The sequence below is a fragment of the uncultured Zoogloea sp. genome (assembly GCF_937894855.1).
GTDB classification, from domain to species: Bacteria; Pseudomonadota; Gammaproteobacteria; order Burkholderiales; family Rhodocyclaceae; genus Zoogloea; species Zoogloea oryzae.
In genome coordinates, this window is the sequence record NZ_CALAYQ010000007.1 from 1 (window position 1) to 24352 (window position 24352).

Consider the following 24352-nt stretch of genomic DNA (forward strand, 5'->3'; position numbering starts at 1 on the left):
CCCAATGCCAGCGCGAGGCAGTTGTGGATTTCCCTGAATTGCTGCTGCGCAGCTATGAACTGCTGGAGCGCAACGAGCCGATCCGCAGGCATTACCAGGCGCGTTTCCGCCACATTCTGGTGGATGAATTCCAGGACACGAACGTGCTTCAGTACCGCTGGCTGAGCCTGCTGGCCGACGGCGGCCGGGAGGGTGGGGCCAGTCTGTTCTGCGTGGGCGACGACGACCAGTCGATCTATCGCTTCCGCGGCGCCGAGATCGGCAACATGCGCGATTTCGAGCGGGATTTCCGGGTTGGCAGCGTGATCCGCCTGGAGCAGAACTACCGCTCCCACGGCAACATCCTCGACGCCGCCAACGCGTTGATCGCCCACAACAACAAGCGTCTTGGCAAAAACCTCTGGACCGACCGCGGCGCCGGCGAGCCGATCCGCGTGTATGAGGCGTTTACCGACAGCGACGAGGCGCGCTTCATCGTCGAGGAGATCCAGTCGCTGGTGCGCGAGGGCACCAGCCGGTCCGACATCGCGCTGCTATACCGTTCCAACGCCCAGTCGCGGGTGCTGGAACATCAGCTTTTTTCGAGCGGCGTGGCTTACCGCGTGTATGGCGGGCTGCGCTTCTTCGAGCGCCAGGAGGTGAAGCATGCGCTGGCCTACCTGCGCCTGATCGCCAACCCGGACGACGACACGGCCTTCATGCGGGTGGTGAACTTTCCGACCCGCGGCATCGGTGCCCGTTCTCTTGAAATCCTGCAGGATGCGGCGCGCACCTTCAACACGCCGCTCTACCAGACCGTGCCGCATCTGTCCGGCAAGCCGGGCGCCGCGCTGGGCCATTTTGTCGGCTTGATCGAGCGGCTGCGCACGGAGACGGCGCCCTTGCCGCTGCATGAAATCATCGAGCATGTGATCGAAATGTCCGGTCTGCGCGCCCATTACACGGCCGAGAAGGAAGGCCAGGAGCGGCTCGAGAACCTGGACGAACTCATCAATGCGGCGGTCAATTTCAACGCCGAAGCCGGTGCCGCCTACGAGACCGAGGAGGGCGCGGGAGATGGCTCGGCGCTGGCCGGATTCCTCGCCCACGCCTCGCTGGAGGCCGGCGACCACCAGGCCGACGCAGGTGCCGAGGCGGTGCAGCTGATGACCGTCCATGCGGCCAAGGGGCTGGAGTTCGACGTGGTCTTCCTGTCCGGGCTGGAGGAAGGGCTGTTTCCCCACGAAAACAGCATTCTCGAATCCGACGGGCTGGAAGAAGAGCGCCGTTTGATGTATGTCGCGATGACCCGTGCCCGGCAGCGGCTCTACATCAGCTTCACCCAGAGCCGGATGCTCCACGGCCAGGTGCGCTACAACCTGCGCTCGCGTTTTCTGGAGGAAATCCCCGAGGCGCTCACCAAATGGCTGACGCCGCCCAATCCGCGGCGCAGCTTTGTGTCGGAGCCGTCGCCGCGGTATTACAACCCCGGTGCGTCCAAGCCGGCCGGGCTGGGCATGCCGCCGCCTCCGCCGATGAAGTCCCGCGATCTCGGCGGTCTGGCGATCGGCAGTGCGGTGAGTCATGCGCGCTTCGGCGAAGGGGTGATCGTCGCCGCCGAAGGCAGTGGCAGCGATGCGCGGGTGCAGGTGAAATTTGCGTCGGCCGGAACCAAGTGGCTGATGCTGGCGGTGGCGAAGCTCACGCCCTGCTGAGGCTGGACGGCGGATTTGGCCCGGCCGTCGTCCGTCGCCGGCTCAGGCCTTGCGCAGTTCCGCGTGGAGCGCGGCGAACTCCTGAGCCAGCTTGTGTTTCGGGTCGAGATGGATCATCGGCTTGGCCTGCTCGTGGCTTTCGCGGATCTTGATCGAGCTGGAGAGGTAGGTCTTGAAGATCGGCAGACCTTCGTCGATGAGTTCCTGCACCAGTTTCTGGGGCAGGCTGGCGCGGGGCTGGAACTGATTGACGACGATGCCTTCGACTTCCAGATTGCGATTGTGGTCGGCACGGATTTCCTGCACGTTCTCGAGCAGCGAATAGAGTGCGCGGCGGGAGAAATCGTCGCAGTCGAAAGGAATCAGGCACAGCTGGGTGGCGATCAGCGCCGAGCGGGTATAGAAGTTGAGGGCTGGCGGCGTGTCGATGAAGACGGCGTCGAAATCCTTGGCCAGCTCATCGAGGGCGTCGCGCAGCTTGAAGATCTTGTAGCGGCTTTCGAGCTTGCTCTGCAGCTCCTCCAGTTGGGGGTGCGAGGGCAGGATGGAAAGGTTTGCGAAGGGCGTGGGACGCACGAATTCCGCGGTTTTCTTGGGGCTGAACTTGAAGGACAGGGACTGCTCGAAGAGGCCGGCGAGGGTTTCGTCGGCCTTGTCGGCCGCGTCGCCGAGCAGGTAGTGGGTGGAGTTGCCCTGGGGGTCCAGATCCACCACCAGCGTGCGCAGGCCGTTCATCGCGCTGATCGCCGCGAGGTTGCAGGTGATGGTGGATTTGCCCACGCCACCTTTTTGGTTGAACACCACTCGTCGCATCGTCTCGTCCCTTCGTCTGGTTCTGGTGCTGGTCGGAATGCGCGCGATTGTGCCACGCAATCGGGGTCGCGCTGCGCGTATCGAAGATGCGCAAAAGAGCCCGGTCGGGTAAACTCGTATGACTATAACTACAAGATGCTTTCGCCGCTTCCTCCCGGCGGTGTTGCTCCGGTCGGGCGCAGGGTTTGTCCCGCGTCATGCCGTCAGACGATTCAACGCCCATACGGGGCTTCCAAACGATTCCCGATATCCGGCCCGAAGCAAGTCGGTCGCTACGCCGTTGGGTTTGCTGTTCGCCGTCCGGGTCGGGGTTGAACCACATTGTGAGTAGAGAGAGATTATGGACAAGGATTTCATCGCCGCCGCCCTCGATTACCACCGCAGCCCAACCCGCGGCAAGATCGCGGTGGTGCCGACAAAAGGTCTGACCAATCAGCGCGATCTGGCGCTGGCCTACTCGCCCGGCGTCGCGGCGGCTTGCGATGCGATCGTTGCCGATCCCGCCGACGCCCAGGAATACACTTCCCGCGGCAACCTCGTGGCGGTGGTCACCAACGGCACCGCGGTGCTCGGTCTCGGCAACATCGGCCCGCTGGCCGCCAAGCCGGTGATGGAGGGCAAGGGTTGCCTGTTCAAGAAGTTCGCCAACATCGACGTATTCGACATCGAACTGGCCGAGAACGATCCGGACAAGCTGATCGACATGATCGCTGCGCTCGAGCCGACCCTCGGTGGCGTGAACCTCGAAGACATCAAGGCGCCCGAGTGCTTCTACATCGAGCAGAAGCTGCGCGAGCGGATGAAGATCCCGGTCTTCCACGACGACCAGCACGGCACCGCCATCATCTCGGCCGCCGCCATGCTCAACGGCCTGAAGGTCGTGGACAAAAAGATCGACGAAGTGAAGGTGGTGTGTTCCGGCGCCGGCGCCGCAGCAATCGCCTGTCTTGAGCTGTGGTGCGGCCTCGGCATCAAGCGCGAGAACGTCTTCGTGTGCGACTCGAAGGGCGTGATCTACGTGGGCCGTGACGAGAAGATGGAGCCGACCAAGGCCCGTTACGCCCAGAACACCGAATTCCGCACCCTCGCCGACGCGATGGTCGGTGCCGACGTGTTCCTCGGCCTGTCGACCGCCGGCGTGCTCAAGCCCGAGATGGTCAAGGGCATGGCCGAAAAGCCGCTGATCTTCGCGCTGGCCAACCCGACCCCGGAAATCATGCCGGAGCTGGCCAAGGAAGTCCGCCCCGACGCCATCATCGCCACCGGCCGTTCGGATTACCCGAACCAGGTGAACAACGTGCTGTGCTTCCCGTTCATCTTCCGCGGTGCCCTCGATGCGGGCGCCACGACGATCAACGAAGAGATGAAGCTCGCCTGCGTGAAGGCCATCGCCGAGCTGGCCGAAGCCGAGCAGTCCGACGTGGTGGCCCAGGCCTACGGCGGCGCCGATCTGTCCTTCGGCCCGAACTACCTGATCCCCAAGCCCTTCGACCCGCGCCTGATCGTCAAGATCGCCCCGGCGGTGGCCCAGGCCGCCATCGATTCCGGCGTGGCCACGCGCAAGGTCGACATGGACGCCTACGTCCAGAGCCTGACCGAGTTCGTGTACCAGTCCGGCATCATCATGAAGCCGGTGTTCTCCACCGCCAAGCGCATCCCCGCCGACAAGAAGCGCGTGCTCTACGCGGAAGGCGAGAGCGAGCGTGTGCTGCGCGCCGTGCGTGCGGTGGTCGATGAAAACCTGGCCCGTCCGATCCTCATCGGCCGTCCGGCGGTCATCGACATGCGCATCGAGAAGTTCGGCCTCAACCTCAAGTCCGGCCGCGACTTCGATGTGGTGAACGTGGAATCCGACAGCCGCTACCGCGAGCTGTGGCAGGAGTACTACCGCCTGATGGGCCGCGACGGCGTCACGCCGGATTCTGCCCGTGAAGCCCTGCGCTCCGACACCACCCTGATCGGCTGCATGCTGCTGCGTCGCGGCGACGCCGACGCCCTGGTGTGCGGCACCACCGGCTCCTACGACCACCACTTCGAGCACGTCCAGAACCTGATCGGCCTGAAGAACGGCGCCAGCCTGTACGCGGCGATGAACATCCTGCTGCTGCCCCAGCGCGTGCTGGCCATCACCGACACCTACGTGAACGAGATGCCGAGCGCCGAGGACGCCGCCGAGATCGCCGTGATGGCGGCCGACGAGCTGAAGCGTTTCGGCATCGAGCCGAAGGTGGCCCTGCTGTCCCACTCCAACTTCGGCAGCGCCCGGTCCACCTCGTCCCGCCGCATGCGCGACGCCCGCGACATCCTGCGTGTCAAGGCGCCGGACCTGCAGTGCGACGGCGAGATGCACGGTGACTCGGCCCTGTCCCACGAGATCCGCGAGCGTCTGCACCCGGATTCGACCCTCCACGGCGAAGCCAACCTGCTGGTGATGCCCAACCTCGACGCCGCCAACATCGCCTTCAACCTGCTCAAGGTTGCTCATGGCGATGGCGTGTCGGTGGGGCCGATCCTCCTCGGTACCGCCCGCGCGGTGCACATCCTGACCCCGTCGGCGTCCGTGCGCCGGCTGGTGAACATCACCGCCCTGGCGGTGGTGGACGCCATGGAGCAGCGCGAAGGCAACTGACCCTGCGGAGTCCGTCCCCCGGCGGGCATGGCCTTGCGCCCATGCCCGCCGGGGGCGGCGGACGCTCACCTCCGGTACAATCGTGGCCCACGATGTCCTGCGAGGTGACGCCATGACCCATCTGATCCGTTTCGACCGCATCGGCGGCCCCGACGTCCTGCAATGGGTCGAGGCCGACCTGCCGCCTCCGGCTGCCGGCGAAGTCCGCATCCGCCACGAGGCGGTCGGCGTCAATTACATCGACACCTATCACCGCTCCGGGCTTTACCCGCTGACGCTGCCGTCCGGCCTCGGCCAGGAAGCGGCGGGCGTCATCGAAGCCGTCGGCGAGGGTGTGGTGGACTTCGTGCCCGGTGACCGGGTTGCCTACGTGGGCGGCCCCCTCGGGGCGTATTCCGAAAGCCGCAACATCGCGGCCAGCCTGCTGGTCAATCTGCCCGACAGCCTGAGCTTCGAGCAGGGCGCGGCAATGATGATGCAGGGGCTCACCGCCCAGTACCTGCTGCGTCGCACCTACCGGGTCCAGCCCGGCGACACCATCCTGATCCACGCCGCCGCGGGTGGAGTGGGGCTGATCGTCTGCCAGTGGGCCAAGGCCCTGGGCGCCACCGTGATCGGCACCGTAAGCTCCGACGAGAAGGCCGAGATCGCCCGGCAGCATGGCTGCGACCACACGATCATCTACACCCGCGAACCGGTTTCGGCGCGCGTCCGTGAAATTACCGCGGGTGAAGGCGTGCCGGTGGTTTACGATTCCATCGGCAAGGACACGTTCATGGATTCCCTGGCCTGCCTGCGACCGCTGGGGGTGATGGTCACTTTCGGCAATGCCTCGGGGCCGGTGCCGGCTTTCGAGCCCGCGCTGCTCGCCAAGATGGGCTCCCTGTTCCTGACGCGTCCGACCCTGTTCCACTACATCGCCCGGCGCGAGGATCTGCTGGCGATGTCCGATGAACTGTTCGACGTGGTGGCCTCCGGTCAGGTCCGCCTGTCGATCAACCAGCGCTATCCGCTCAAGGATGCCGCCGTCGCCCACCGCGAACTCGAGGCCCGGCGCACCACCGGCTCGACCGTCCTCCTTCCGTGATCATGAAATCCGCAATCCCGCTTTCTGCTTCTGCCGTCCTGGCCCTGTTCCTGTCCCTTCCGCTGGCTCCGGCCAGCGCTGCGCCGCCGGCTCCGCCGACCGCCGCGGTGCTGACGCCGGGCCAGGTGGCCTTCATGCAGGCCGAAACCCGGCGCATCGAGGAGGCCTTCATCCAGAAGGTGATGAGCATCACCGGCGCCAGCCACGATCAGGTGGTGCGCGCGATCCCCGCCAAGGGCCGTCTCACCGACCGTCTGGCGCGGATCTACAACTCGCTGGAACGTGACCTGAAGGCGCCGCTCACCGATGAGCAGCAGGCGCTGATCTTCGCCGCCGAGGGCGAGCGCAAGCAGGCGCTGAAGGATCTGCCGGCCCAGGCGGCGGGCCGCTGAAAGTGACGCGGGCCGCCCGGCCCGCTCAGAACAGCTCGATGTCGTTGTCAGGCTTGTCGCGCACGGCGACCTTGCCCGCGCGGAGGGCGGCCTCGTAGCTTGCGATCTGGTTGCGGCCGTTTTCCTTGGCCACGTAAAGCGCCTCGTCGGCCCGGCCGACGATCTCCGGGATGGTGTCCGACGCGCTGATGTGGGTGTAGCCGGCGCTCGCCGTGACCTGCCCGACCTGCGGGAAAACGTAGTTCTCGACGGCGGTGCGGAAGCGTTCGAGGGCGGTGCGCACCTCGTCTTCCGACATCGCACGCAGGGTGACGACGAACTCCTCGCCGCCAAAACGGAACAGCTTGTCCTGGTGACGGAAGCTCTCGCGCATGATGCGGGCGAGGAGGATCAGCACCTCGTCGCCGTACAGGTGGCCGAAGTGATCGTTGATGCGCTTGAAGTGGTCTACGTCGACCACCGCCAGCCAGTGGTTGCCGTCTTCCTGCTGGTGCCGGCGACGGACGGCGGCCGGATCGTTTTCGGCGGCCTGCATCGCGGCCATGCCGGCGAGGATCTTCGACAGGCTCTCGTCGAAGGTCTTGCGGTTGAGCATCCCGGTAAGGGTGTCCCGCTCGCTGTAGTCCAGCAGGCTCAGGTAGTTGCGGTAGAGGCCGAGAAAACCTTCGGCGGTGCCCAGGTCGTCTTCGGACAGGGGGCGGTCGCAGGAGACTTCGAGCACGCCCAGCACGCGCCGGTCGACGCTGATCGGAAAACAGTGGATGTAGGCGCAGGTTTCCTTGAGCTCCCGTCGCACGATCTGCGAGTTCTCGACGCAGGCGAGGATCTCCGGCCGGGTGCCGATGGGCTGGGGGTCGTCGATCTCGGCTTCGGTCGCGTAGCGAACCCCGTCACTGCCCACGTGGGTGACCTGTTCGAGGGCGCGGGCATCGCCATCCCCGACGATCTTGTGAAGATTGACCTCGCGGGCCTTGACCAGCTCGAACAACGCTGACGCGACGCCTAGCTCAAGCAAGGCCCTGTCTCGATGTTGGGTGATGGATTCGACGTGCTTGAGGACGTGGATCATGGTGCCCGGTGCGACATTATTGGCTTTTTGTGGTCACATTTTCGCGATTCTACCTGTACTTGGCATTGCAGCGGAGCCTGGATGCCGCAGGGCGGCTGCAGGGCCACGGGCGGTCGCGCCGAGAAGTCGGGATTGCGTCGTCGCCCGGCTGCGTATAATCCGGGCTTCCCTCTGCAATTTCCTTCCCTCTTGAACTACGACACTTTCATCAACGTTCTGTTCTCCCGGGTGCCCCGGGCCGACGTGACCCGTGCGCTGGTGGTGATCAATTCGGTCGTCTTTGCGGCGCTGGCAATCGCGGCGGTGAATCCCATGCAGATCCCGCCCGATCTGCTGATCCGGTTTGGCGGCAACTTCGCCCCGCTGGTCCAGCAGGGTGAGGGCTGGCGCTTCTTCACCGCGCTCTTCCTGCATGGCGGGCTGCTCCACGTGGGGCTCAACATGCTGGCGCTGCACCAGGCCGGGCAGGTGGTCGAGCGGCTGTTCGGGCGGTGGGGCTTCCTGACCATCTACGTGATCGCCGGCCTGCTGGGCAACGCGGCCAGCCTGTGGTGGAAGCCGGGCCCGGTGAGTGTCGGCGCGTCCGGGGCGATCTTCGGCGTGTATGGCGCGCTGCTGGCCTATCTGCTGCGTCAGCGGGGGTCGGTGCCCACCGAGGTGTTCCGTGAGATGCGCTCGGGTACCCTGGGTTTCATCGGTTACTCGCTGTTTGCCGGCTTCTCGATTCCCGGTATCGACAACGCCGCCCACCTGGGCGGCCTGGTGGGCGGGCTGCTGCTGGGCGCGGCCTTTGCCGAGCCGCTGGTTTCGCCGAAGCCCGTGCGCTGGCTTGCGCCCCAGGTGCTGGGCGGGCTGCTGCTGGCGGCGGCGCTGGGCAGCTGGCTGTGGAAGGAGTCGCCCCAGGTGGTGCGCAATTTCGAGATCGGTTCGGCCTACCAGCAGACGATCCGCCAGTTTGCCCTGGAAGAGCAGGAGCTCCTTCGCGAGCAGGCCGCGCTGATGGACGCCATGCGCCAGAAGCGGATCACCGAAGCGGCGGCCCTCGACAAGCTGGAGCACGATTTCATCCCCCGCTGGGACCGGGCGATCACCGCCCTGTCGTGGCGCGAGGCGCCGGACGACTACGAATGGCAGCGGGACGAGCTGGTGCATTACGCCACCACCCGCCGCGACGCCCTGAAGGCGCTGGCCCAGGCCATCGAAACCCATCAGGCGGTGTGGATCGAGCGTTCGCGCACCCTGCAGGTGCAGGCCGACAACATCCTGCTGCAGATGCGCCTGCGCAAGTCGGTGGAGGCCGCCGGCCGCTAGTCGGGAAATCTCGTGGCGGGGGTCAACCGGCGGCCGGCCGGAAGGTAAAATCCCGGGATGTCTGAATCCCACTCCCCCCGTTTCATCCATCTGCGCCTCCACACCGAGTATTCGATCTCCGACGGGATCGCGCAGGTGGATTCCGCCATTGCCCGCGCCGTCGCCGACGGCATGCCGGCGCTGGGCATCTCCGATCTGGCCAACCTGTTCGGGATGGTCAAGTTCTACAAGGGCGCCCGCGGCAAGGGCCTCAAGCCGGTCATCGGCTGCGATGTCTGGATCACCAACGCGGTCGATCGCGACAAGCCGTCCCGCGTCCTCCTGATCTGCAAGAACCGCAAGGGCTACGGCCAGCTGTGCGAGCTGCTGACCCTGGCCTTCATGGAGAACAAGTATCGCGGCCGCGCCGAGATCCGCCGTGAATGGCTGACCGCCGAAGCCGCGTCCGACCTCATCTGCCTGTCGGGTGCCAAGGACGGCGACGTGGGGCACGCGCTGGCCAACGGCAACATGCAGATGGCCGAGAGCCTGGCCGCCGACTGGGCCCGGCGTTTCCCGGATTCGTTCTACATCGAGCTGCAGCGCGCCGGCCATCCGGGCACCGAAACCTACATCCGCGAGGCCGTCCAGCTCGCCTCGCGCCTCAACCTGCCGGTGGTCGCCACCCACCCGATCCAGTTCATCCGGCCCGAGGACTTCAAGGCCCACGAGGCGCGGGTGTGCATCGCCGAAGGCTACGTGCTGGCCGACAAGCGCCGGCCCAAGGATTTCACCGAGCAGCAGTACTTCAAGACCCAGGACGAGATGGCGGCGCTGTTCGCCGACATCCCCGAGGCGCTCGAGAACAGCGTCGAGATCGCCCGGCGCTGCTCGCTGACGGTGCAGCTGGGCAAGAACTTCCTGCCGCTGTTCCCGACGCCCGACGGCATGAGCCTCGATGATTTCCTGATCCAGGAAGCCAAGGCCGGCCTCGAGGAACGCCTCGTCCAGCTCTACCCGCACCCGGACGAGCGCGAGGCCCAGCGCCAGCGCTACGAAGACCGCCTCAAGTTCGAGACCGACACCATCGTCCAGATGGGCTTCCCGGGCTACTTCCTGATCGTGGCGGACTTCATCCAGTGGGCCAAGAACAACGGCGTGCCGGTGGGGCCGGGGCGGGGTTCCGGCGCGGGCTCGCTGGTGGCCTATTCGCTCAAGATCACCGACCTCGATCCGCTCGCCTATGCGCTGCTGTTCGAGCGCTTCCTCAACCCCGAGCGGGTGTCGATGCCCGACTTCGACATCGACTTCTGCCAGGACAACCGCTACCGCGTGATCGAGTACGTGCGCGAGCGCTACGGCAAGGACGCGGTGAGCCAGATCGCCACCTTCGGCACGATGGCCTCGAAGGCCGTGGTGCGCGACGTGGGCCGCGTGCTGGATCTGCCCTACGGCCTGTGCGACCGGCTCTCCAAGCTGATCCCGGTGGTGCAGAACAAGCCGCTGTCGCTGGCCGACGCCCGCGCCCAGGAGCCGCAGATCAACGAGCTGATGGCCGACGGCAACGATGGCGAGTCGATCCAGGAACTCTGGAGCCTCGCCGAGCCGCTCGAAGGCCTCACCCGCGGCGTCGGCATGCACGCCGGGGGCGTGCTGATCGCGCCGGGCAAGCTCACCGATTTCTGTCCGCTCTACATCGCCGACGGCGAGGACGCCACGCCGGTGTCCCAGTTCGACAAGGACGACGTGGAAGCCGTCGGCCTCGTGAAGTTCGACTTCCTGGGCCTGCGCAACCTCACCATCATCGAGCTGGCGCTCGATTACGTCGAGCGCCTCACCGGCTCGAAGCCCGATCTCATGAGCCTGGGCTTCGAAGACCAGGCCGCCTACCAGATCCTCCGGGACGCCAACACCACGGCGATCTTCCAGGTGGAATCGGAAGGCATGAAGAAGCTCCTCAAGAAGCTCGCGCCCGACCGCTTCGAAGACATCATCGCCGTGCTGGCGCTCTACCGTCCGGGCCCGCTGGGTTCGGGGATGGTGGACGACTTCATCCTCCGGAAGAAGGGCCAGCAGGCCATCGATTACTTCCACCCGGATCTCACCGCCTGCCTGTCGCCCACCTACGGGGTGATCGTGTATCAGGAGCAGGTGATGCAGATCTCCCAGATCATCGGGGGCTACACCCTGGGCGGCGCCGACATGCTGCGTCGGGCGATGGGCAAGAAGAAGCCCGAGGAGATGGCCAAGCACCGGGAGACGATCGCCGCGGGTGCCCGCCAGAAGGGCTACGACCCGGCGCTCGCCGAGCAGCTGTTCGACCTGATGACGAAGTTCGCCGAGTACGGCTTCAACAAGTCGCACACGGCAGCCTACGCGGTGGTCACCTACCACACCGCGTGGCTCAAGGCCTATCACTGCTCGGCGTTCATGGCGGCCACCATGTCCGCCGATCTGGACAACACCGACACGATCAAGATCTTCTACGAAGACACGCTCGCCAACGGCATCAAGGTGCTGCCGCCGGACGTGAACCAGTCGGACTACCGCTTCGTGCCCACCGACTCGAAGACGATCCGCTACGGCCTGGGTGCCGTGAAGGGCGTGGGCGAGCCGGCGGTGCGGGCCATCCTCGCCGCACGGGAAGCCGGGCCGTTCAAGGATCTGTTCGACTTCGCGTGCCGGGTGGACAAGCGGATGGCCAACCGCCGCGTGATCGAAGCCCTGATCCGCGCCGGCGCCTTCGACACCCTCGACCCCGTGCAGCCGGCCGACCGGGCCAAGCTGCTGGCCTCGGTGGGCATCGCCATGGAAGCCGCCGAGCAGATCGCCGCCAACGCCATGCAGAGCGGCCTGTTCGACATGCCCGGCATGGAAGCCCCGCCGATGGCCGACTACGTCAAGGTGCGGCCGTGGGGCGAGCGCGAGCGCCTGAAGGAAGAAAAGCTGGCGATCGGCTTCTTCCTCTCCGGCCACCCCTTCAATGCCTTCAAGCCCGAAGTGCGGCGCTTCGTGCGGCGCACCCTGGCCCACGTGGAGCCGTCGAAGGATCTCGTCACCCTGGCCGGCGTGGTGATGGAAGTGCGCGCCAAGATGACCGCCCGCGGCAAGATCGCCTTCGTGCTGCTGGATGACGGCACCACGCCTCGGGAGGTGTCGGTGTTCTCGGAGACCTTCGACAACAACCGGGATCGCATCGTGGTGGACGAGGTGCTGATCGTCGACGCCAAGGTGAGCCCCGATGATTTCTCCGGCCCCGGCGGCCTGCGCATCGTGGCCGACCGCCTGATGACCCTCGGCGAGGCCCGCGGCCGCTTTGCCCGCGCCCTTCAGCTCAAGCTCAACGGCGAAGTGGGCCAGGCCGGTGGCGCCATCGCGGCGGCCGAGCGCCTGCAGACCATGCTCGCGCCCTTCCGCGAAGGCGAGTGCCCGATCCGCGTGCGCTACCGCAACGCCGAGGCCGAGGCCGACTTCCCCCTCGGCCCGGGCTGGCGCGTGCGCCCCGACGACAGCCTGCTGGAAAGCCTGCGCGAATGGCTTCCCCCTGATTCCGTTGAAGTGATCTACTCATGAGCAATTGCTTTCTCGACGCCAGCCTCCTCGACGAGCTGGTCGCCAAGGCCCGTTCGGTGCCGCGCCTGCGCAGCCACCACAACCTGCACCTCGAATCCACCGAGCCGGCCCACCGCCTGCTGGTGGCCATCGAGCCGGATTCCTACGTGCGGCCCCATTGCCACCTCGACCCCAACAAGTCCGAGACCATCATCCCGCTGCGCGGGCGGCTCGGGGCGCTGGTGTTCGATGGGGAGGGCAAGGTGCTGGAGGCGCGGGTGATCGCCCCCGAAGCCGGCTCGTTCGGCTTTCACGTGCCGGCCGGGGTGTTCCACAGCATCGTGGCGCTGGAGAGCGGCACGGTGTTCATCGAGATCAAGGCCGGCCCCTACGCGGTGCCGGTGGCGGCCGAGTGGGGCCAGTGGGCCCCGGCCGAGGGCGAGCCGGGCGTTGCCGGCTACCTGGCCGAGATGAAGGGCGCCTTTACAGCGGCCTGATCGGCGTGGCCGGCAGGCTGCCGGCTTCCAGCAGCCCGGTCACCGCATCGGCCGGCAGGGGCGGGCTGAACAGATAGCCCTGGGCCGCGGAGCAGCCCTCGCGCAGCAGGAAAGCCATCTGCTCGGGGGTTTCGGTGCCTTCGGCGATCACCTCCAGGTGCAGGCTATGGCCGAGCTGGATGATCGCCCGCACGATGGTCGCGTCGTCCGGGTCGTCGGTCAGATCCCGCACGAAGCTCTGGTCCACCTTCAGCCGGTCCACCGGGAAGCGCTTGAGATAGGCCAGGCTCGAATAGCCGGTGCCGAAGTCGTCGATCGACAGGCGCACCCCCAGCGCCTTGAGCCGCGCGAGGGTGGCGGAAACATCCGGGCCGGACTGCATCAGCAGGGATTCGGTGAGCTCCAGTTCGAGCCAGCGGCCGTCGAGCCCGCTTGCCGCCAGTGCGGCGGCCACGCTCGCCACGATGTCGCTGCGGGGGAACTGCAGCGCCGACAGATTCACCGCCACCGGCATCGGCGGAAAGCCTGCATCCTGCCAGGCGACGGCCTGACGGCAGGCGGTGCCGAGCACCCATTCGCCGATCGGCACGATCAGTCCGCATTCTTCGGCCAGGGGGATGAAACGTGCCGGCGAGATGCCCCCCATCACGCCGCTGAACCAGCGCAGCAGCGCCTCCACGCCGATGATCCGGCCGCTCATCAGGTCAACCTGAGGCTGGTAGAAGAGCTGGAATTCCTCCTGGGCCAGGGCGTGGCGCAGGCCGTTTTCCAGGTGCACGCGCTCCAGGGCGTTGACGTTCATCGCCTCGTCGAAGAAGCGGTAGGTGTTCCGGCCGCTCTCCTTGGCGTGATACATGGCGGTGTCGGCGTTCTTCATCAGCAGCTCGACGCTGTTGCCATCCTCGGGGTAGAGGGCGATGCCGATGGAGAACGAGGTGCCGAGCTGCTGCCCGTCCACGTCGAATGGCGGGCCGAGCAGGTCGAGGATCTTCTCGGCCACCCGCGCCGCGTCGTCGGGCACGTCCACGTCGGTGAGCACGATCAGGAACTCGTCGCCCCCCTGGCGGCTCACCGTGTCGGTCTCGCGCACGCAGCTGGTGAGGCGCTGGGCGACGCCCTGCAGCAGGCGGTCGCCGATCATATGGCCGAGGGAGTCGTTGATCGTCTTGAAGCGGTCGAGATCGAGGAACATCAGCGCGATGCGCTTGCCGTGACGGGTGGCGCTGGCCAGGGCCTGATCGAGGCGGTCTCGCAGCAGGGTGCGGTTGGGCAGGCCGGTGAGGGGGTCGTGCTGGGCCAGGAAGGCGATGCGCGCTTCCGAGGCCTTGCGCTCGGTGATGTCGGACAGCACCGCCACGTAGTGGGTGACCCGTCCGGTCTTGTTGCGAACGGCGCTGATCGACAGGGACGAGGGATAGAAGGTGCCGTTCTTGCGCCGGTCGTGGATCTCGCCCTGCCAGAAGCCCATGATGTTGATGTCCCGCCACATGGCTTCGTAGAAGGCCTTGTCGTGGTGGCCGGAGCACAGCAGGCGGGGCGTCTGGCCGATGGCTTCCTCGGCGGTGTAGCCGGTGACGTCGGTGAAGGCCCGGTTGACGGACAGGATGCGCTCGTCGGCGTCGGTGACGATGATCGCCTCGACGCTGTTCTGGAACACCGTCCAGGCGAGGCGCGACTGTTCTTCGTGGGTGCGGCGCACGGTGATGTCGGCGATGGTGGTCACCACGCCGCGCACCGGGGCGGCGGGATCGTCGTCCTCGAAGAGCGGCACCGCGTTGCTCCACAGCCAGCGCCGGCTGCCGTCGGAGCGGTCGATGCCGAGTATGCCGGCCTGGGGCAGGCCCGAGCGCAGGGCGCGGGCCGACGGGGTGTTGTTGGGCTCGAGCGGCGTGCCGTCCTCGTCGAGGTAGGTGATGAGCGTCTCCAGGGCGCTCCAGTCGTGGAGCTGGTCGGAGGACAGGCCCAGAATCTCGCAGGCGGCGACGTTGTGGGCGAGGAGCCTTCCGCTGGCATCGCGCATGACCACGCCTTCGCCCATCGACGCGAGGAGGGTGCCCAGGCGGGTTTCCCGCTCGCGCAGTTCGGCTTCGGTGTTGCGCCGGTCGGTGATGTCGAGGCAGGAGCCGATGTAGCCGACGAATTCGCCGTCGGCGTCGAAGATCGGCCGGCCGGTGTCGATGATCCAGCGGTATTCGCCGTCGTGGCGGCGCAGGCGGTACTCCATCTCGAAGGGCGTGCGCACCGCGAAGTGCTCGAGATAGGTGCTGACGCAGCGGTCGAAATCCTCGGGGTGGACGCCGGTGGTCCAGCCGTCGCCGAACTCCTGTTCAAAGCTGCGGCCGGTGAAGTTGAGCCAGGTCTGGTTGAAGTAGTTGCACTTTGCGTTCAGGCCGGATCGCCAGATCAGCGCGGGCAGGTGGTCGAACAGGGACATGGAGTTGTCCCGGTTGACTGCCGGTTGAGTGAGCAAGGGCGTTGGCACGGTCTGTACGGTGTCGATAGGGTTCGTCGAGCAAAAGGGCGAATACTTGCCATCTGCATTCTAGAACCATTTCGGCACGAGACGGCCAGGCTTTAGTACGTTGTTTCCCGTATGAAAGTGGTGTGGGTCGGCGGGGCGGCTGGCGCGTCGTCCACGCGGCTGACCCGCGCCGCCGGCGGGCCCCGGCGCGACCATTCGATGAGCGCCTCGACTGCGTCGGCCGGGCCGGCGACGAGGGCCTCGACAGTGCCGTCGCTACGGTTGCGCACCCAGCCGGCGAGCCCCAGCCGGGTGGCCTGGGCCTGCAGCGCGTTGCGGTAGCCCACCCCCTGCACGAGGCCGTGGATGCGCAGGAGGCGGGCGGCGGGCTCAGAGGTTGTCTTCATCGATGAACTTGGGCAGCAGGTCGCGGGCGCGGGCCAGGGCGCCGTAGATGTCGCCGCAGATGTTGTTGGGGCCGATCTCGTCCACGAAGCCCGAGCGGGTGATCAGCGATTCGGGCTGGGGGTTGAGGTTGCACAGGAGCAGCGCACAGCCGCGCTTGTGGAGGCTCTTGCTGAGGCTCTCGAGGCCTTCCAGCCCGGTGGTGTCGAGGCTGACCAGGTGGTTGAGCTCGAGGATCACCACCTCCGGGTGGCGCTCGGCCGGGTCGAGGAGGGTTTCGAGCTTGTTGATGGCGCCGAAGAACAGCGTGCCGTAGATCGAGTAGGCCACCACGCGGGGCGAGCCGTCCGGGTACAGGAAGCCCGGCAGCATCGACAGCTCGGCCAGCGGCAGGCGCTCGATGCGGGTGAGGTTGGACATCCGGTAGATGAAGAACAGGGCCGCCAGCACCATGCCCAGCTCGACCGCCAGGGTGAGATCGAACAGCACCGTGGTGAAGAAGGTGGTGAGCATGATCGTCCGGTAGGTCAGCGCGTAGCGCCCCAGCTCCCGGAACTCGTGCCATTCGCCCATGTTGATGGCGACCACCACCACGATCGCCGACAGGGTGGCGAGCGGAATGTGGGTGGCGAAGGGTGCGAACACCAGCACCACCGCCAGCAGCACCAGCGCATGCACCATCCCGGCGATCGGGCTGCGGCCGCCGGTGCGCACGTTGGTGGCGGTGCGGGCGATGGCGCCGGTGGCGGCGAAGCCCCCGAACAGCGGTGCGGCCAGGTTGGCGATGCCCTGGGCGATGAGTTCCTGGTTGGGGTCGTGACGGTCCTCGATGGTGGCGTCGGCCACCCGGGCCGACAGTAGCGATTCGATGGCGCCCAGTAGCGCGATGGTGAGCGCCGGGGAGATCAGCTTGCCGAAGGTTTCGAGGGACAGCTCGGGCAGCGCAAAGCCGGGCAACTGCTGGGGAATGCCGTTGAAGCGGCTGCCGATGGTTTCGACCGGAAAGTGGAAGAGGGCGTTGGCCACGGTGGCCACCACCAGCACGCCCAGCGGGCCGGGCAGGCGGGCCAGGGGCTTGAAGCGCTGGGCGAGGCGGTTCCACGACAGCAGCACGACGATCGAGGCGACCGACAGCGTGACGGTGGGGATGTCGAGGGTGTCGAGGTGGGTGACGAGCGCCTTCATCTTGCCGAAGAACTCGCCGGGCAGGTGGTCGATCCTGAGGCCCAGGAAATCCTTGATCTGGGCGAGGAAGATCACCACCGCGATGCCGTTGGTGAAGCCGACCACCACGGTTTTGGGGATGAAGCGGATCAGGCTGCCCAGCCGGAAGGCGCCCATCGCCACCAGCATGGCGCCGGCCAGCATGGTGGCGACGAGGAGGTTCTGCACGCCGTACTCGACGACGATGCCGTAGATGATGGGGATGAAGGCGCCGGTGGGGCCGCCGATCTGCACCCGGGAACCGCCCAGCGCGGAGATCAGGAAGCCGGCGACGATGGCCGTCCAGATGCCGGCGGTTGGGGTCATGCCCGACGCGATGGCGAAGGCCATGGCCAGGGGCAGGGCGAGGACGCCGACGGTCAGGCCGGCAGAGACGTCACGGCCGAGCTGGGCCTTGTCGTAGCCCGGTAGGGCGTCGAGGAGTTTGGGGTGGAAGGAAATCTTCATGGGGCCTCCGCAATTGAGGGGTGGGACGGAATGCGTCGGAAGACGCGGCTTGCGGAGGAGGTGAGCCTGGCCCGGTGCGGTGCTGGATGATCCAGCGCTTGCGGGCGCTCAGGCTGCCGTCGGGGCGGCGGGCGGCCGCCAGGATAACGTTGGAAGGCTCCGTGGTTGTCCTGGCGGGCATGGGGTCAGGAGAACTTGGCGTCGTTGGCGGCCTGGCTCTGGCGGGAGGTCGCGTGCATGACCTCCACCAGCATCTTGACCGCCGCGACGAACAGCAGCGCGCCACCGATCAGGACGCACGCCCAGGCGTGAATCGCGCTGGCCGGAAAGCCCGGCAGGATCGAGGCGCGCCCTTCCATCAGCCAGGCGGCGCCGAGGGCGAGGATCAGCACGCCGATGAGGTCGAGCAGCGCCCAGCCCCAGAAGGCCAGGGTGAGGCGCGGAAGCGGAGAACGGTTGGCTTGCATGGATTCAAAAATCTAGAAGCGTTGGCTGACAGACGGCTTACGCCGGACAGTCACTTGACCCGCATGCCAGGCAGGGCGCCGGCGTCCGGGGACAGGATGAACAGGCCGGGGTTTTCGCCGGTGGTGTCGGAGGCAGCCAGCACCATGCCTTCGGACATGCCGAACTTCATCTTGCGCGGGGCCAGGTTGGCGACCATCACCGTGAGGCGGCCGACCAGGGTGGCCGGGTCGTAGGCGCTCTTGATGCCGGCGAAGACCTGACGGGGTTTCTCTTCGCCGATGTCGAGCTGAAGGCGCAGCAGCTTGGCGGCGCCTTCGACGTGCTCGGCGGAGACGATCTTGGCGATGCGCAGGTCGACCTTGCCGAAGTCGTCGATGGAGATGAAGGGCTCGAATTCGTTTGCGCTGGCGGCTTCGGTGGCGGCGGCGTGCGCCTGGTGCTGGGCGTGGCGCTGCTCGGAGTGCTTGGCCTTGGCTTCGGCGGCCGGCTTGGTGTCGGCGGCGGGGGCGAGGGATTCGCGGTTGGCTTCGAGCAGGGCGTCCACCTGCTTGCGCTCGATGCGGGTCATGAGGTGGCTGTAGGCGTTGATGGTGTGGCCGGCAGGCAGGAGACTTTCCGCATCCGACCATTTCATTGCCTGAATGCCCAGGAAAGCCTCAATCCGTTCCGTGGTGCTGGGAAGAATTGGCTTCAAGTAGAGGGCAAGAATGCGGAAACAGTTGATCGCAAGGCTGCAGACGATATGCAACTCGTTTTCCTTGCCTTCTTGTTTGGCCAACTCCCAAGGTGCCCGTTCATTGACGAAACTATTCACCTTGTCGGCGAGGCTCATGATTTCTCTAACTGCCTGAGCGACGTTTCTTTGTTCGTACAGTGCGCCGATTTCTGCGGCCTTCTGTTGCAGGCTAGATAGCAGTTCATCGTCATAAACATCGTCCGGGTCCCCGGAACCCTCTAGAGTCATTCCGACCAGCTTGCCGTCAAAGCGCTTGGCGATGAACCCGGCGCAGCGGCTGGCGATGTTGACGAACTTGCCGACCAGATCGGAATTGACCTTGGCGATCATGTCGTCGAGGTTGAGATCCACGTCTTCCATCGTGCCGTTGGACTTGCCGGCGAAGTAGTAGCGCAGCCACTCGGGGTTGAGCTTCTGTTCGGTGTAGCTGCGGGCGGTGATGAAGGTGCCGCGGCTCTTGCTCATCTTGGCGCCATCGACGGTGAGGAAGCCGTTCACGCACAGCTGGGTGGGCGTGCGGTAGCCGGCGAAGTGCAGCATCGCGGGCCAGAACAGCGCGTGGAAGTACAGGATGTCCTTGCCGATGAAGTGGATCATCTCGGTGCCGGTGGCGGCAGCCGGGCCAGCCTCGGTGAAGGCGGCCACGTCGATGTCGGCGTTGCGGGCGGCGAGATTCTTGAAGCTGGCGAAGTAGCCGATCGGCGCGTCCAGCCACACATAGAAATACTTGCCCGGCGCGCCGGGGATCTCGAAGCCGAAATAGGGCGCGTCGCGGGAGATGTCCCAGTCGGAGAGCTTGTTCTCACCGGCTTCACCGAGCCACTCCTTCATCTTGTTGGCTGCTTCAAGCTGCAGGCGGCGCGAGCCGTCGGGCGTGGTGCCCTGGGTCCAGTCGCGCAGGAACTCGACGGCCTTCGGGTCGGAGAGGCGGAAGAAGTAGTGCTCGGAGGTCTTCAGCACCGGCTTGGCGCCGGAGACGGCGGAGTACGGGTTCTTGAGCTCGGTGGGCGCGTATGCGGCGCCGCAGGCCTCACAGTTGTCGCCGTATTGATCGGCCGCGCCGCACTTGGGGCACTCGCCCTTGATGAAGCGGTCCGGCAGGAACATCTCCTTCACCGGGTCGTAGAACTGCTCGATGGCGCGGGTGTCGATGAGGCGGGCGCCGTCGCGCAGGCGGGTGTAGATGTCTTCCGCGTACCAGCGGTTTTCATCGCTGTGGGTGGAGTGGTAGTTGTCGAAGGCCACGCCGAAATCGCGGAAATCCCGGCTATGCTCGCCATGCACGCGGTTGATGAGCTGTTCGGGCGTCAGGCCTTCCTTCTCGGCGCGCAGCATGACCGGCGTGCCGTGGGTGTCGTCCGCGCAGACGTAATGCACCGTGTTGCCGCGCATGCGCTGGTAGCGCACCCAGATGTCGGCCTGGATGTAGCCCACCAGATGGCCGAGGTGGATGTCGCCGTTGGCGTAGGGCAGGGCGTTGGTGACGAGGATCTTGCGCGGGGAGCTCATGGGCGGGCCTGAAACATAATTGTTGTGAACCCCGCATTTTAGCAAAGGCGGAGGCCCCACGGCCGGCTCCGGCGCCTGCGGCAAGACAGGTCGGCGCCCTTACCGTGGCGCGGCGTTTCAAGTAAACTCAAGTACTGGAGTAAATTACTCGGGTTTGGATGCGCCGACTGGCGTCTTTCCTGCTTTCATCGCACCATGTTCTCCTTTTTTCGCCGTTCGCCGGCCCCTGACACCATGAGCCTCACCGATCAAAGCGTCCTCGACAGCCTCCGGCAGTATGCCGACCCCAATACCGGCAAGGATTACGTTTCGAGCCGTGCCGTGAAGAACCTGCGCGTCAGCGGTGCCGACGTGTCCTTCGACATCGAACTGGGCTACCCGGCCCAGACCCAGATCGACACCATCCGCCAGGCGGTGATCGCCCAGGTGAAGTCCGTGCCGGGCGTGGGCAACGTGAGCGCCAACGTGTTCAGCCGGATCGTGGCCCACGCGGTGCAGCAAGGCGTGAAGCTGCTGCCGGGCGTGAAGAACATCATCGCGGTGGCCTCCGGCAAGGGCGGCGTGGGCAAGAGCACCACGGCGGTCAATCTGGCCCTGGCGCTGGTGGCCGAGGGCGCCAAGGTCGGCATGCTCGATGCCGACATCTACGGCCCGTCGCAGCCCCAGATGCTGGGTATCGGCGGCGAGCGCCCCGAATCCCACGATGGCAAGACCATGGAGCCCCTCGAGGCCCACGGCCTGCAGGTGATGTCCATCGGCTTCCTGGTGGATGTGGAGACCCCGATGGTGTGGCGCGGCCCGATGGCCACCCAGGCCCTCAACCAGCTCCTGAAGGAAACCAACTGGCGCGATCTGGATTACCTCGTGATCGACATGCCGCCGGGCACCGGCGACATCCAGCTGACGCTCTCCCAGACCGTGCCGGTGACCGGTGCGGTAATCGTCACGACGCCCCAGGATATTGCCTTGCTCGACGCCCGCAAGGGCCTCAAGATGTTCGAGAAGGTCGGCGTGCCCATCATCGGCATCGTGGAAAACATGAGCATCCACATCTGCTCGAAGTGCGGGCACGAGGAGCACATCTTCGGCACCGGTGGTGGCGAAACCATGTGCAAGGATTACGGCGTGCCCTTCCTGGGCGCGCTGCCGCTGGACATCCAGATCCGTCAGGAAGTGGACAGCGGCGTGCCGACCGTGGTGGCCGACCCGAATGGCCGGGTGGCCGAAATCTACAAGGGCATCGCCCGCAAGGTGGCCATCACCATCGCCGAACGGGCGAAGGACATGAGCCACAAGTTCCCGAACATCGTGGTGCAGAATACGTGAACAAATTCAATGTCGTGATGCGCGTCGCCCTGGTGGCGGCGCTTGCCGCCAGCCTGTCCGGCTGTGTGGTGGGTACCGTGGTCGGTACCGCCGTGGATGTGGGCGTCGAAGTCGTGAAGGTGCCCTTCAAGGTCGGCAAGGGCATCTACGACGTGGTGAAGGACGACGAGCCGAAGGACAAGTAGCCCAATTGGGCGGGCGTTTCTTCCGGGGGCTTTCGGGGTGACGGCGGTCTGATGGCCGCCGTCACGCATTTGGCCGAAATTTCGTGCGCGTGGATGTAGAATGCGCATTTTTGTGCAGGGACAGCCAGCGTGAGCATCAAGTCGGACAAGTGGATTCGCCGCATGGCGGAAGGCGATGCGAAGATGATCGAACCCTTTGCCCCCGAGCTGGTGCGCCAGAACGAAGGCGGCAAGATCGTCTCCTACGGCACCTCGAGCTACGGCTACGATGTTCGCGTGGCCAACGAATTCAAGATCTTCACCAACATCAACTCCACGATCGTCGATCCGAAAAACTTCGACGAGCGCAACTTCGTGGATTTCACCGGTGACGTGTGCATCATCCCGCCGAACTCCTTCGCGCTGGCCCGCACGGTTGAATACTTCCGCATCCCGCGCAGCGTGCTCACTGTGTGCCTGGGCAAATCCACCTACGCGCGCTGCGGGATCATCGTCAATGTGACGCCCCTCGAGCCCGAGTGGGAAGGCCACGTGACGCTGGAGTTCTCCAACACCACGCCGCTGCCGGCCAAGATTTACGCCAACGAAGGCGTGGCCCAGATGCTGTTCTTCGAGTCTGACGAAACCTGCGCCACCTCCTACAAGGATCGCGGCGGTAAATATCTGGGTCAGACTGGCGTCACCCTGCCGAAAATCTGAAATACTTGTCAGCTACACTTTGAACATCGGGCGGACCATGCGCAGGCACGCGGGTCCGCCCAAAACTTTTTGTTGATCTGCCCGGGCTCAAACCGGGCACCGAGGAGTCGAGCATGCGCTTCAATTTTCCGGTCATCGTCATCGACGAGGACTTCCGTTCGGAAAACACGTCCGGGCTGGGCATCCGCGCCCTGGCGGAAGCCATCGAGAAGGAAGGCCTGCAGGTGCTGGGCGTCACCAGCTACGGCGACATGTCGTCCTTCGCCCAGCAGCAGAGCCGCGGCTCGGCCTTCATCCTGTCGATCGACGACGAAGAGTTTTCCTCGCCCGAGGCGGCCGAAAAGGCCATCGCCGATCTGCGCGCCTTCGTGAGCGAGATCCGGATGCGCAACGCCGACATCCCGATCTTCCTGCACGGCGAGACCCGCACCTCGCGCCACATCCCCAACGACGTGCTGCGCGAGCTCCACGGCTTCATCCACATGTACGAGGACACGCCGGAGTTCATCGCCCGCAACGTGGTGCGCGAAGCCAAGGCCTACCTCGAATCCCTGCCGCCGCCATTCTTCCGCGCGCTCACCCACTACGCGTCGGATGGCTCGTACTCGTGGCACTGCCCGGGTCACTCCGGCGGTGTGGCCTTCCTCAAGTCGCCCGTCGGCCAGATGTTCCACCAGTTCTTCGGCGAGAACATGCTGCGCGCCGACGTGTGCAACGCGGTGGAAGAACTCGGCCAGCTGCTCGACCACACCGGCCCGGTGGCGGCTTCCGAGCGCAACGCCGCGCGCATCTTCAACTGCGATCACCTGTACTTCGTCACCAACGGCACCTCCACGTCCAACAAGATCGTCTGGCACTCCACCGTGGCGCCGGGTGACATCGTGGTGGTGGACCGCAACTGCCACAAGTCGGTGCTCCACGCGATCATGATGACCGGCGCGATCCCGGTCTTCCTGATGCCTACCCGCAACAACTTCGGCATCATCGGCCCGATCCCGCGCTCCGAGTTCGACTGGGAAAGCATCCAGAAGAAGATCGATGCCAACCCCTTCATCGCCGACAAGACCGCCAAGCCGCGGGTGCTCACCATCACCCAGTCCACCTACGACGGCGTGCTCTACAACGTCGAGGCCATCAAGGACGAGCTGGACGGCAAGATCGACACCCTGCACTTCGACGAAGCCTGGCTGCCCCACGCGGCCTTCCACGATTTCTATGGCGACTACCACGCCATCGGCGCCGATCGCCCGCGCTGCAAGGAGTCGATGATCTTCTCGACCCAATCGACCCACAAGCTGCTGGCGGGCCTGTCGCAGGCCTCCCAGATCCTCGTGCAGGACGCCGAGAACAGCCACCTTGACCGGGACGTGTTCAACGAGGCTTACCTCATGCACACCTCCACCAGCCCCCAGTACGCGATCATCGCGTCCTGCGACGTGGCCGCGGCGATGATGGAAGAGCCCGGCGGCACCGCGCTGGTCGAGGAGTCCATCGCCGAAGCCCTCGACTTCCGCCGCGCCATGCGCAAGGTGGATGAAGAGTGGGGCGCCGACTGGTGGTTCAAGGTGTGGGGCCCGGACGACCTGTCGGAAGAAGGCATCGAAGAGCGCGAAGCCTGGATGCTCAAGCCCGGCGACCGGTGGCACGGCTTCGGCAACCTGGCCGAAGGCTTCAACATGCTCGACCCGATCAAGGCCACGATCATCACCCCGGGCCTCGACGTGGACGGCGAGTTCGCCGAGCGCGGCATCCCGGCGGCCATCGTCACCAAGTATCTGGCCGAGCACGGCGTGATCGTCGAGAAGTGCGGCCTGTACTCCTTCTTCATCATGTTCACCATCGGCATCACCAAGGGCCGCTGGAACAGCA

At 65.8% G+C, this 24352-nt stretch carries 18 protein-coding genes; 11 read left to right on the forward strand and 7 right to left on the reverse strand.

All coding sequences use genetic code 11. From position 1 onward, the window contains the following. Positions 1 to 1694: 3'-5' exonuclease (locus Q0672_RS00275; protein WP_298618593.1), on the forward strand; the 1694-nt coding region annotated here is incomplete at its 5' end. Between the two features lie 42 nt (positions 1695 to 1736). On the opposite strand, the gene Q0672_RS00280 is transcribed toward Q0672_RS00275, so the two are convergent. Next, a complete protein-coding gene (locus Q0672_RS00280; protein ID WP_298618594.1) occupies positions 1737 to 2507 on the reverse strand; it encodes a ParA family protein in 771 nt (256 codons plus the stop codon). A gap of 340 nt (positions 2508 to 2847) precedes the next feature. Here Q0672_RS00280 and Q0672_RS00285 point away from each other — a divergent pair, with 340 nt between their 5' ends. The 3 genes from Q0672_RS00285 (at position 2848) to Q0672_RS00295 (ending at position 6615) form a co-directional block, all read left to right on the forward strand. Then, positions 2848 to 5136: an NADP-dependent malic enzyme gene (locus tag Q0672_RS00285; protein ID WP_298618596.1), complete on the forward strand. Its 2289-nt coding sequence runs from the start codon at positions 2848 to 2850 to the stop codon at positions 5134 to 5136. Between the two features lie 112 nt (positions 5137 to 5248). Next, positions 5249 to 6223, forward strand: a complete 975-nt coding sequence (locus Q0672_RS00290; RefSeq protein ID WP_298618598.1) for a quinone oxidoreductase — start codon at positions 5249 to 5251, stop codon at positions 6221 to 6223. Between the two features lie 2 nt (positions 6224 to 6225). Continuing rightward, positions 6226 to 6615 carry a hypothetical protein gene (locus tag Q0672_RS00295; protein WP_153161469.1) on the forward strand — a complete coding sequence of 130 codons (390 nt, stop codon included), beginning with the start codon at positions 6226 to 6228 and terminating at the stop codon, positions 6613 to 6615. Positions 6616 to 6640: 25 nt separating this feature from the next. Here Q0672_RS00295 and Q0672_RS00300 read toward each other — a convergent pair whose 3' ends face one another. Beyond that, a complete protein-coding gene (locus tag Q0672_RS00300) occupies positions 6641 to 7684 on the reverse strand; it encodes a GGDEF domain-containing protein (protein WP_298618601.1) in 1044 nt (347 codons plus the stop codon). Positions 7685 to 7873: 189 nt separating this feature from the next. Between Q0672_RS00300 and Q0672_RS00305 the strand changes: the two genes are divergently transcribed. The 3 genes from Q0672_RS00305 to Q0672_RS00315 are packed head-to-tail and all read left to right on the forward strand — an operon-like array spanning position 7874 to position 13023. Then, a complete protein-coding gene (locus tag Q0672_RS00305) occupies positions 7874 to 8995 on the forward strand; it encodes a rhomboid family intramembrane serine protease (RefSeq protein ID WP_194271204.1) in 1122 nt (373 codons plus the stop codon). A 57-nt stretch (positions 8996 to 9052) separates the two neighbouring features. After that, positions 9053 to 12547: a DNA polymerase III subunit alpha gene (gene dnaE / locus Q0672_RS00310; RefSeq protein ID WP_298618605.1), complete on the forward strand. Its 3495-nt coding sequence runs from the start codon at positions 9053 to 9055 to the stop codon at positions 12545 to 12547. Then, positions 12544 to 13023, forward strand: a complete 480-nt coding sequence (locus tag Q0672_RS00315) for a WbuC family cupin fold metalloprotein (RefSeq protein ID WP_298618607.1) — start codon at positions 12544 to 12546, stop codon at positions 13021 to 13023. The genes dnaE and Q0672_RS00315 overlap by 4 nt, the downstream gene beginning before the upstream one ends. Here the strand turns inward: Q0672_RS00315 and Q0672_RS00320 are convergent. The 5 genes from Q0672_RS00320 to metG all read right to left on the reverse strand — a co-directional run bounded on the left by Q0672_RS00320 (position 13010) and on the right by metG (position 20273). Continuing rightward, positions 13010 to 15457, reverse strand: coding sequence for an EAL domain-containing protein (locus Q0672_RS00320; RefSeq protein WP_298618609.1), 2448 nt, complete (start codon positions 15455 to 15457; stop codon positions 13010 to 13012). The two genes, Q0672_RS00315 and Q0672_RS00320, sit on opposite strands and share 14 nt — an antisense overlap. A 140-nt stretch (positions 15458 to 15597) precedes the next feature. Beyond that, a complete protein-coding gene (locus tag Q0672_RS00325) occupies positions 15598 to 15891 on the reverse strand; it encodes an acylphosphatase (protein WP_298618611.1) in 294 nt (97 codons plus the stop codon). Next, positions 15875 to 17560 (reverse strand): SulP family inorganic anion transporter, encoded by a 1686-nt coding sequence (locus Q0672_RS00330; protein WP_298618613.1) that lies wholly within the window; start codon positions 17558 to 17560, stop codon positions 15875 to 15877. The genes Q0672_RS00325 and Q0672_RS00330 overlap by 17 nt, the downstream gene beginning before the upstream one ends. Before the next feature lie 185 nt (positions 17561 to 17745). Next, positions 17746 to 18027 carry a hypothetical protein gene (locus tag Q0672_RS00335; protein ID WP_298618615.1) on the reverse strand — a complete coding sequence of 94 codons (282 nt, stop codon included), beginning with the start codon at positions 18025 to 18027 and terminating at the stop codon, positions 17746 to 17748. Positions 18028 to 18077: 50 nt separating this feature from the next. Beyond that, the gene (gene metG / locus Q0672_RS00340) at positions 18078 to 20273 is read right to left on the reverse strand and encodes a methionine--tRNA ligase (protein WP_298618617.1); all 2196 of its coding nucleotides are present in this window, start codon (positions 20271 to 20273) and stop codon (positions 18078 to 18080) included. A gap of 234 nt (positions 20274 to 20507) precedes the next feature. Here metG and apbC point away from each other — a divergent pair, with 234 nt between their 5' ends. The 4 genes from apbC to Q0672_RS00360 all read left to right on the forward strand — a co-directional run. Further along, positions 20508 to 21599, forward strand: coding sequence for an iron-sulfur cluster carrier protein ApbC (gene apbC / locus Q0672_RS00345; protein WP_153161479.1), 1092 nt, complete (start codon positions 20508 to 20510; stop codon positions 21597 to 21599). Beyond that, positions 21596 to 21784, forward strand: a complete 189-nt coding sequence (locus tag Q0672_RS00350) for an NF038104 family lipoprotein (protein ID WP_298618619.1) — start codon at positions 21596 to 21598, stop codon at positions 21782 to 21784. The genes apbC and Q0672_RS00350 overlap by 4 nt, the downstream gene beginning before the upstream one ends. A gap of 129 nt (positions 21785 to 21913) precedes the next feature. Further along, positions 21914 to 22483: a dCTP deaminase gene (dcd, locus tag Q0672_RS00355; RefSeq protein ID WP_153161481.1), complete on the forward strand. Its 570-nt coding sequence runs from the start codon at positions 21914 to 21916 to the stop codon at positions 22481 to 22483. A 113-nt stretch (positions 22484 to 22596) separates the two neighbouring features. After that, a partial coding sequence (locus Q0672_RS00360) for an Orn/Lys/Arg decarboxylase N-terminal domain-containing protein (protein WP_298618621.1) occupies positions 22597 to 24352 on the forward strand: 1756 nt, incomplete at its 3' end.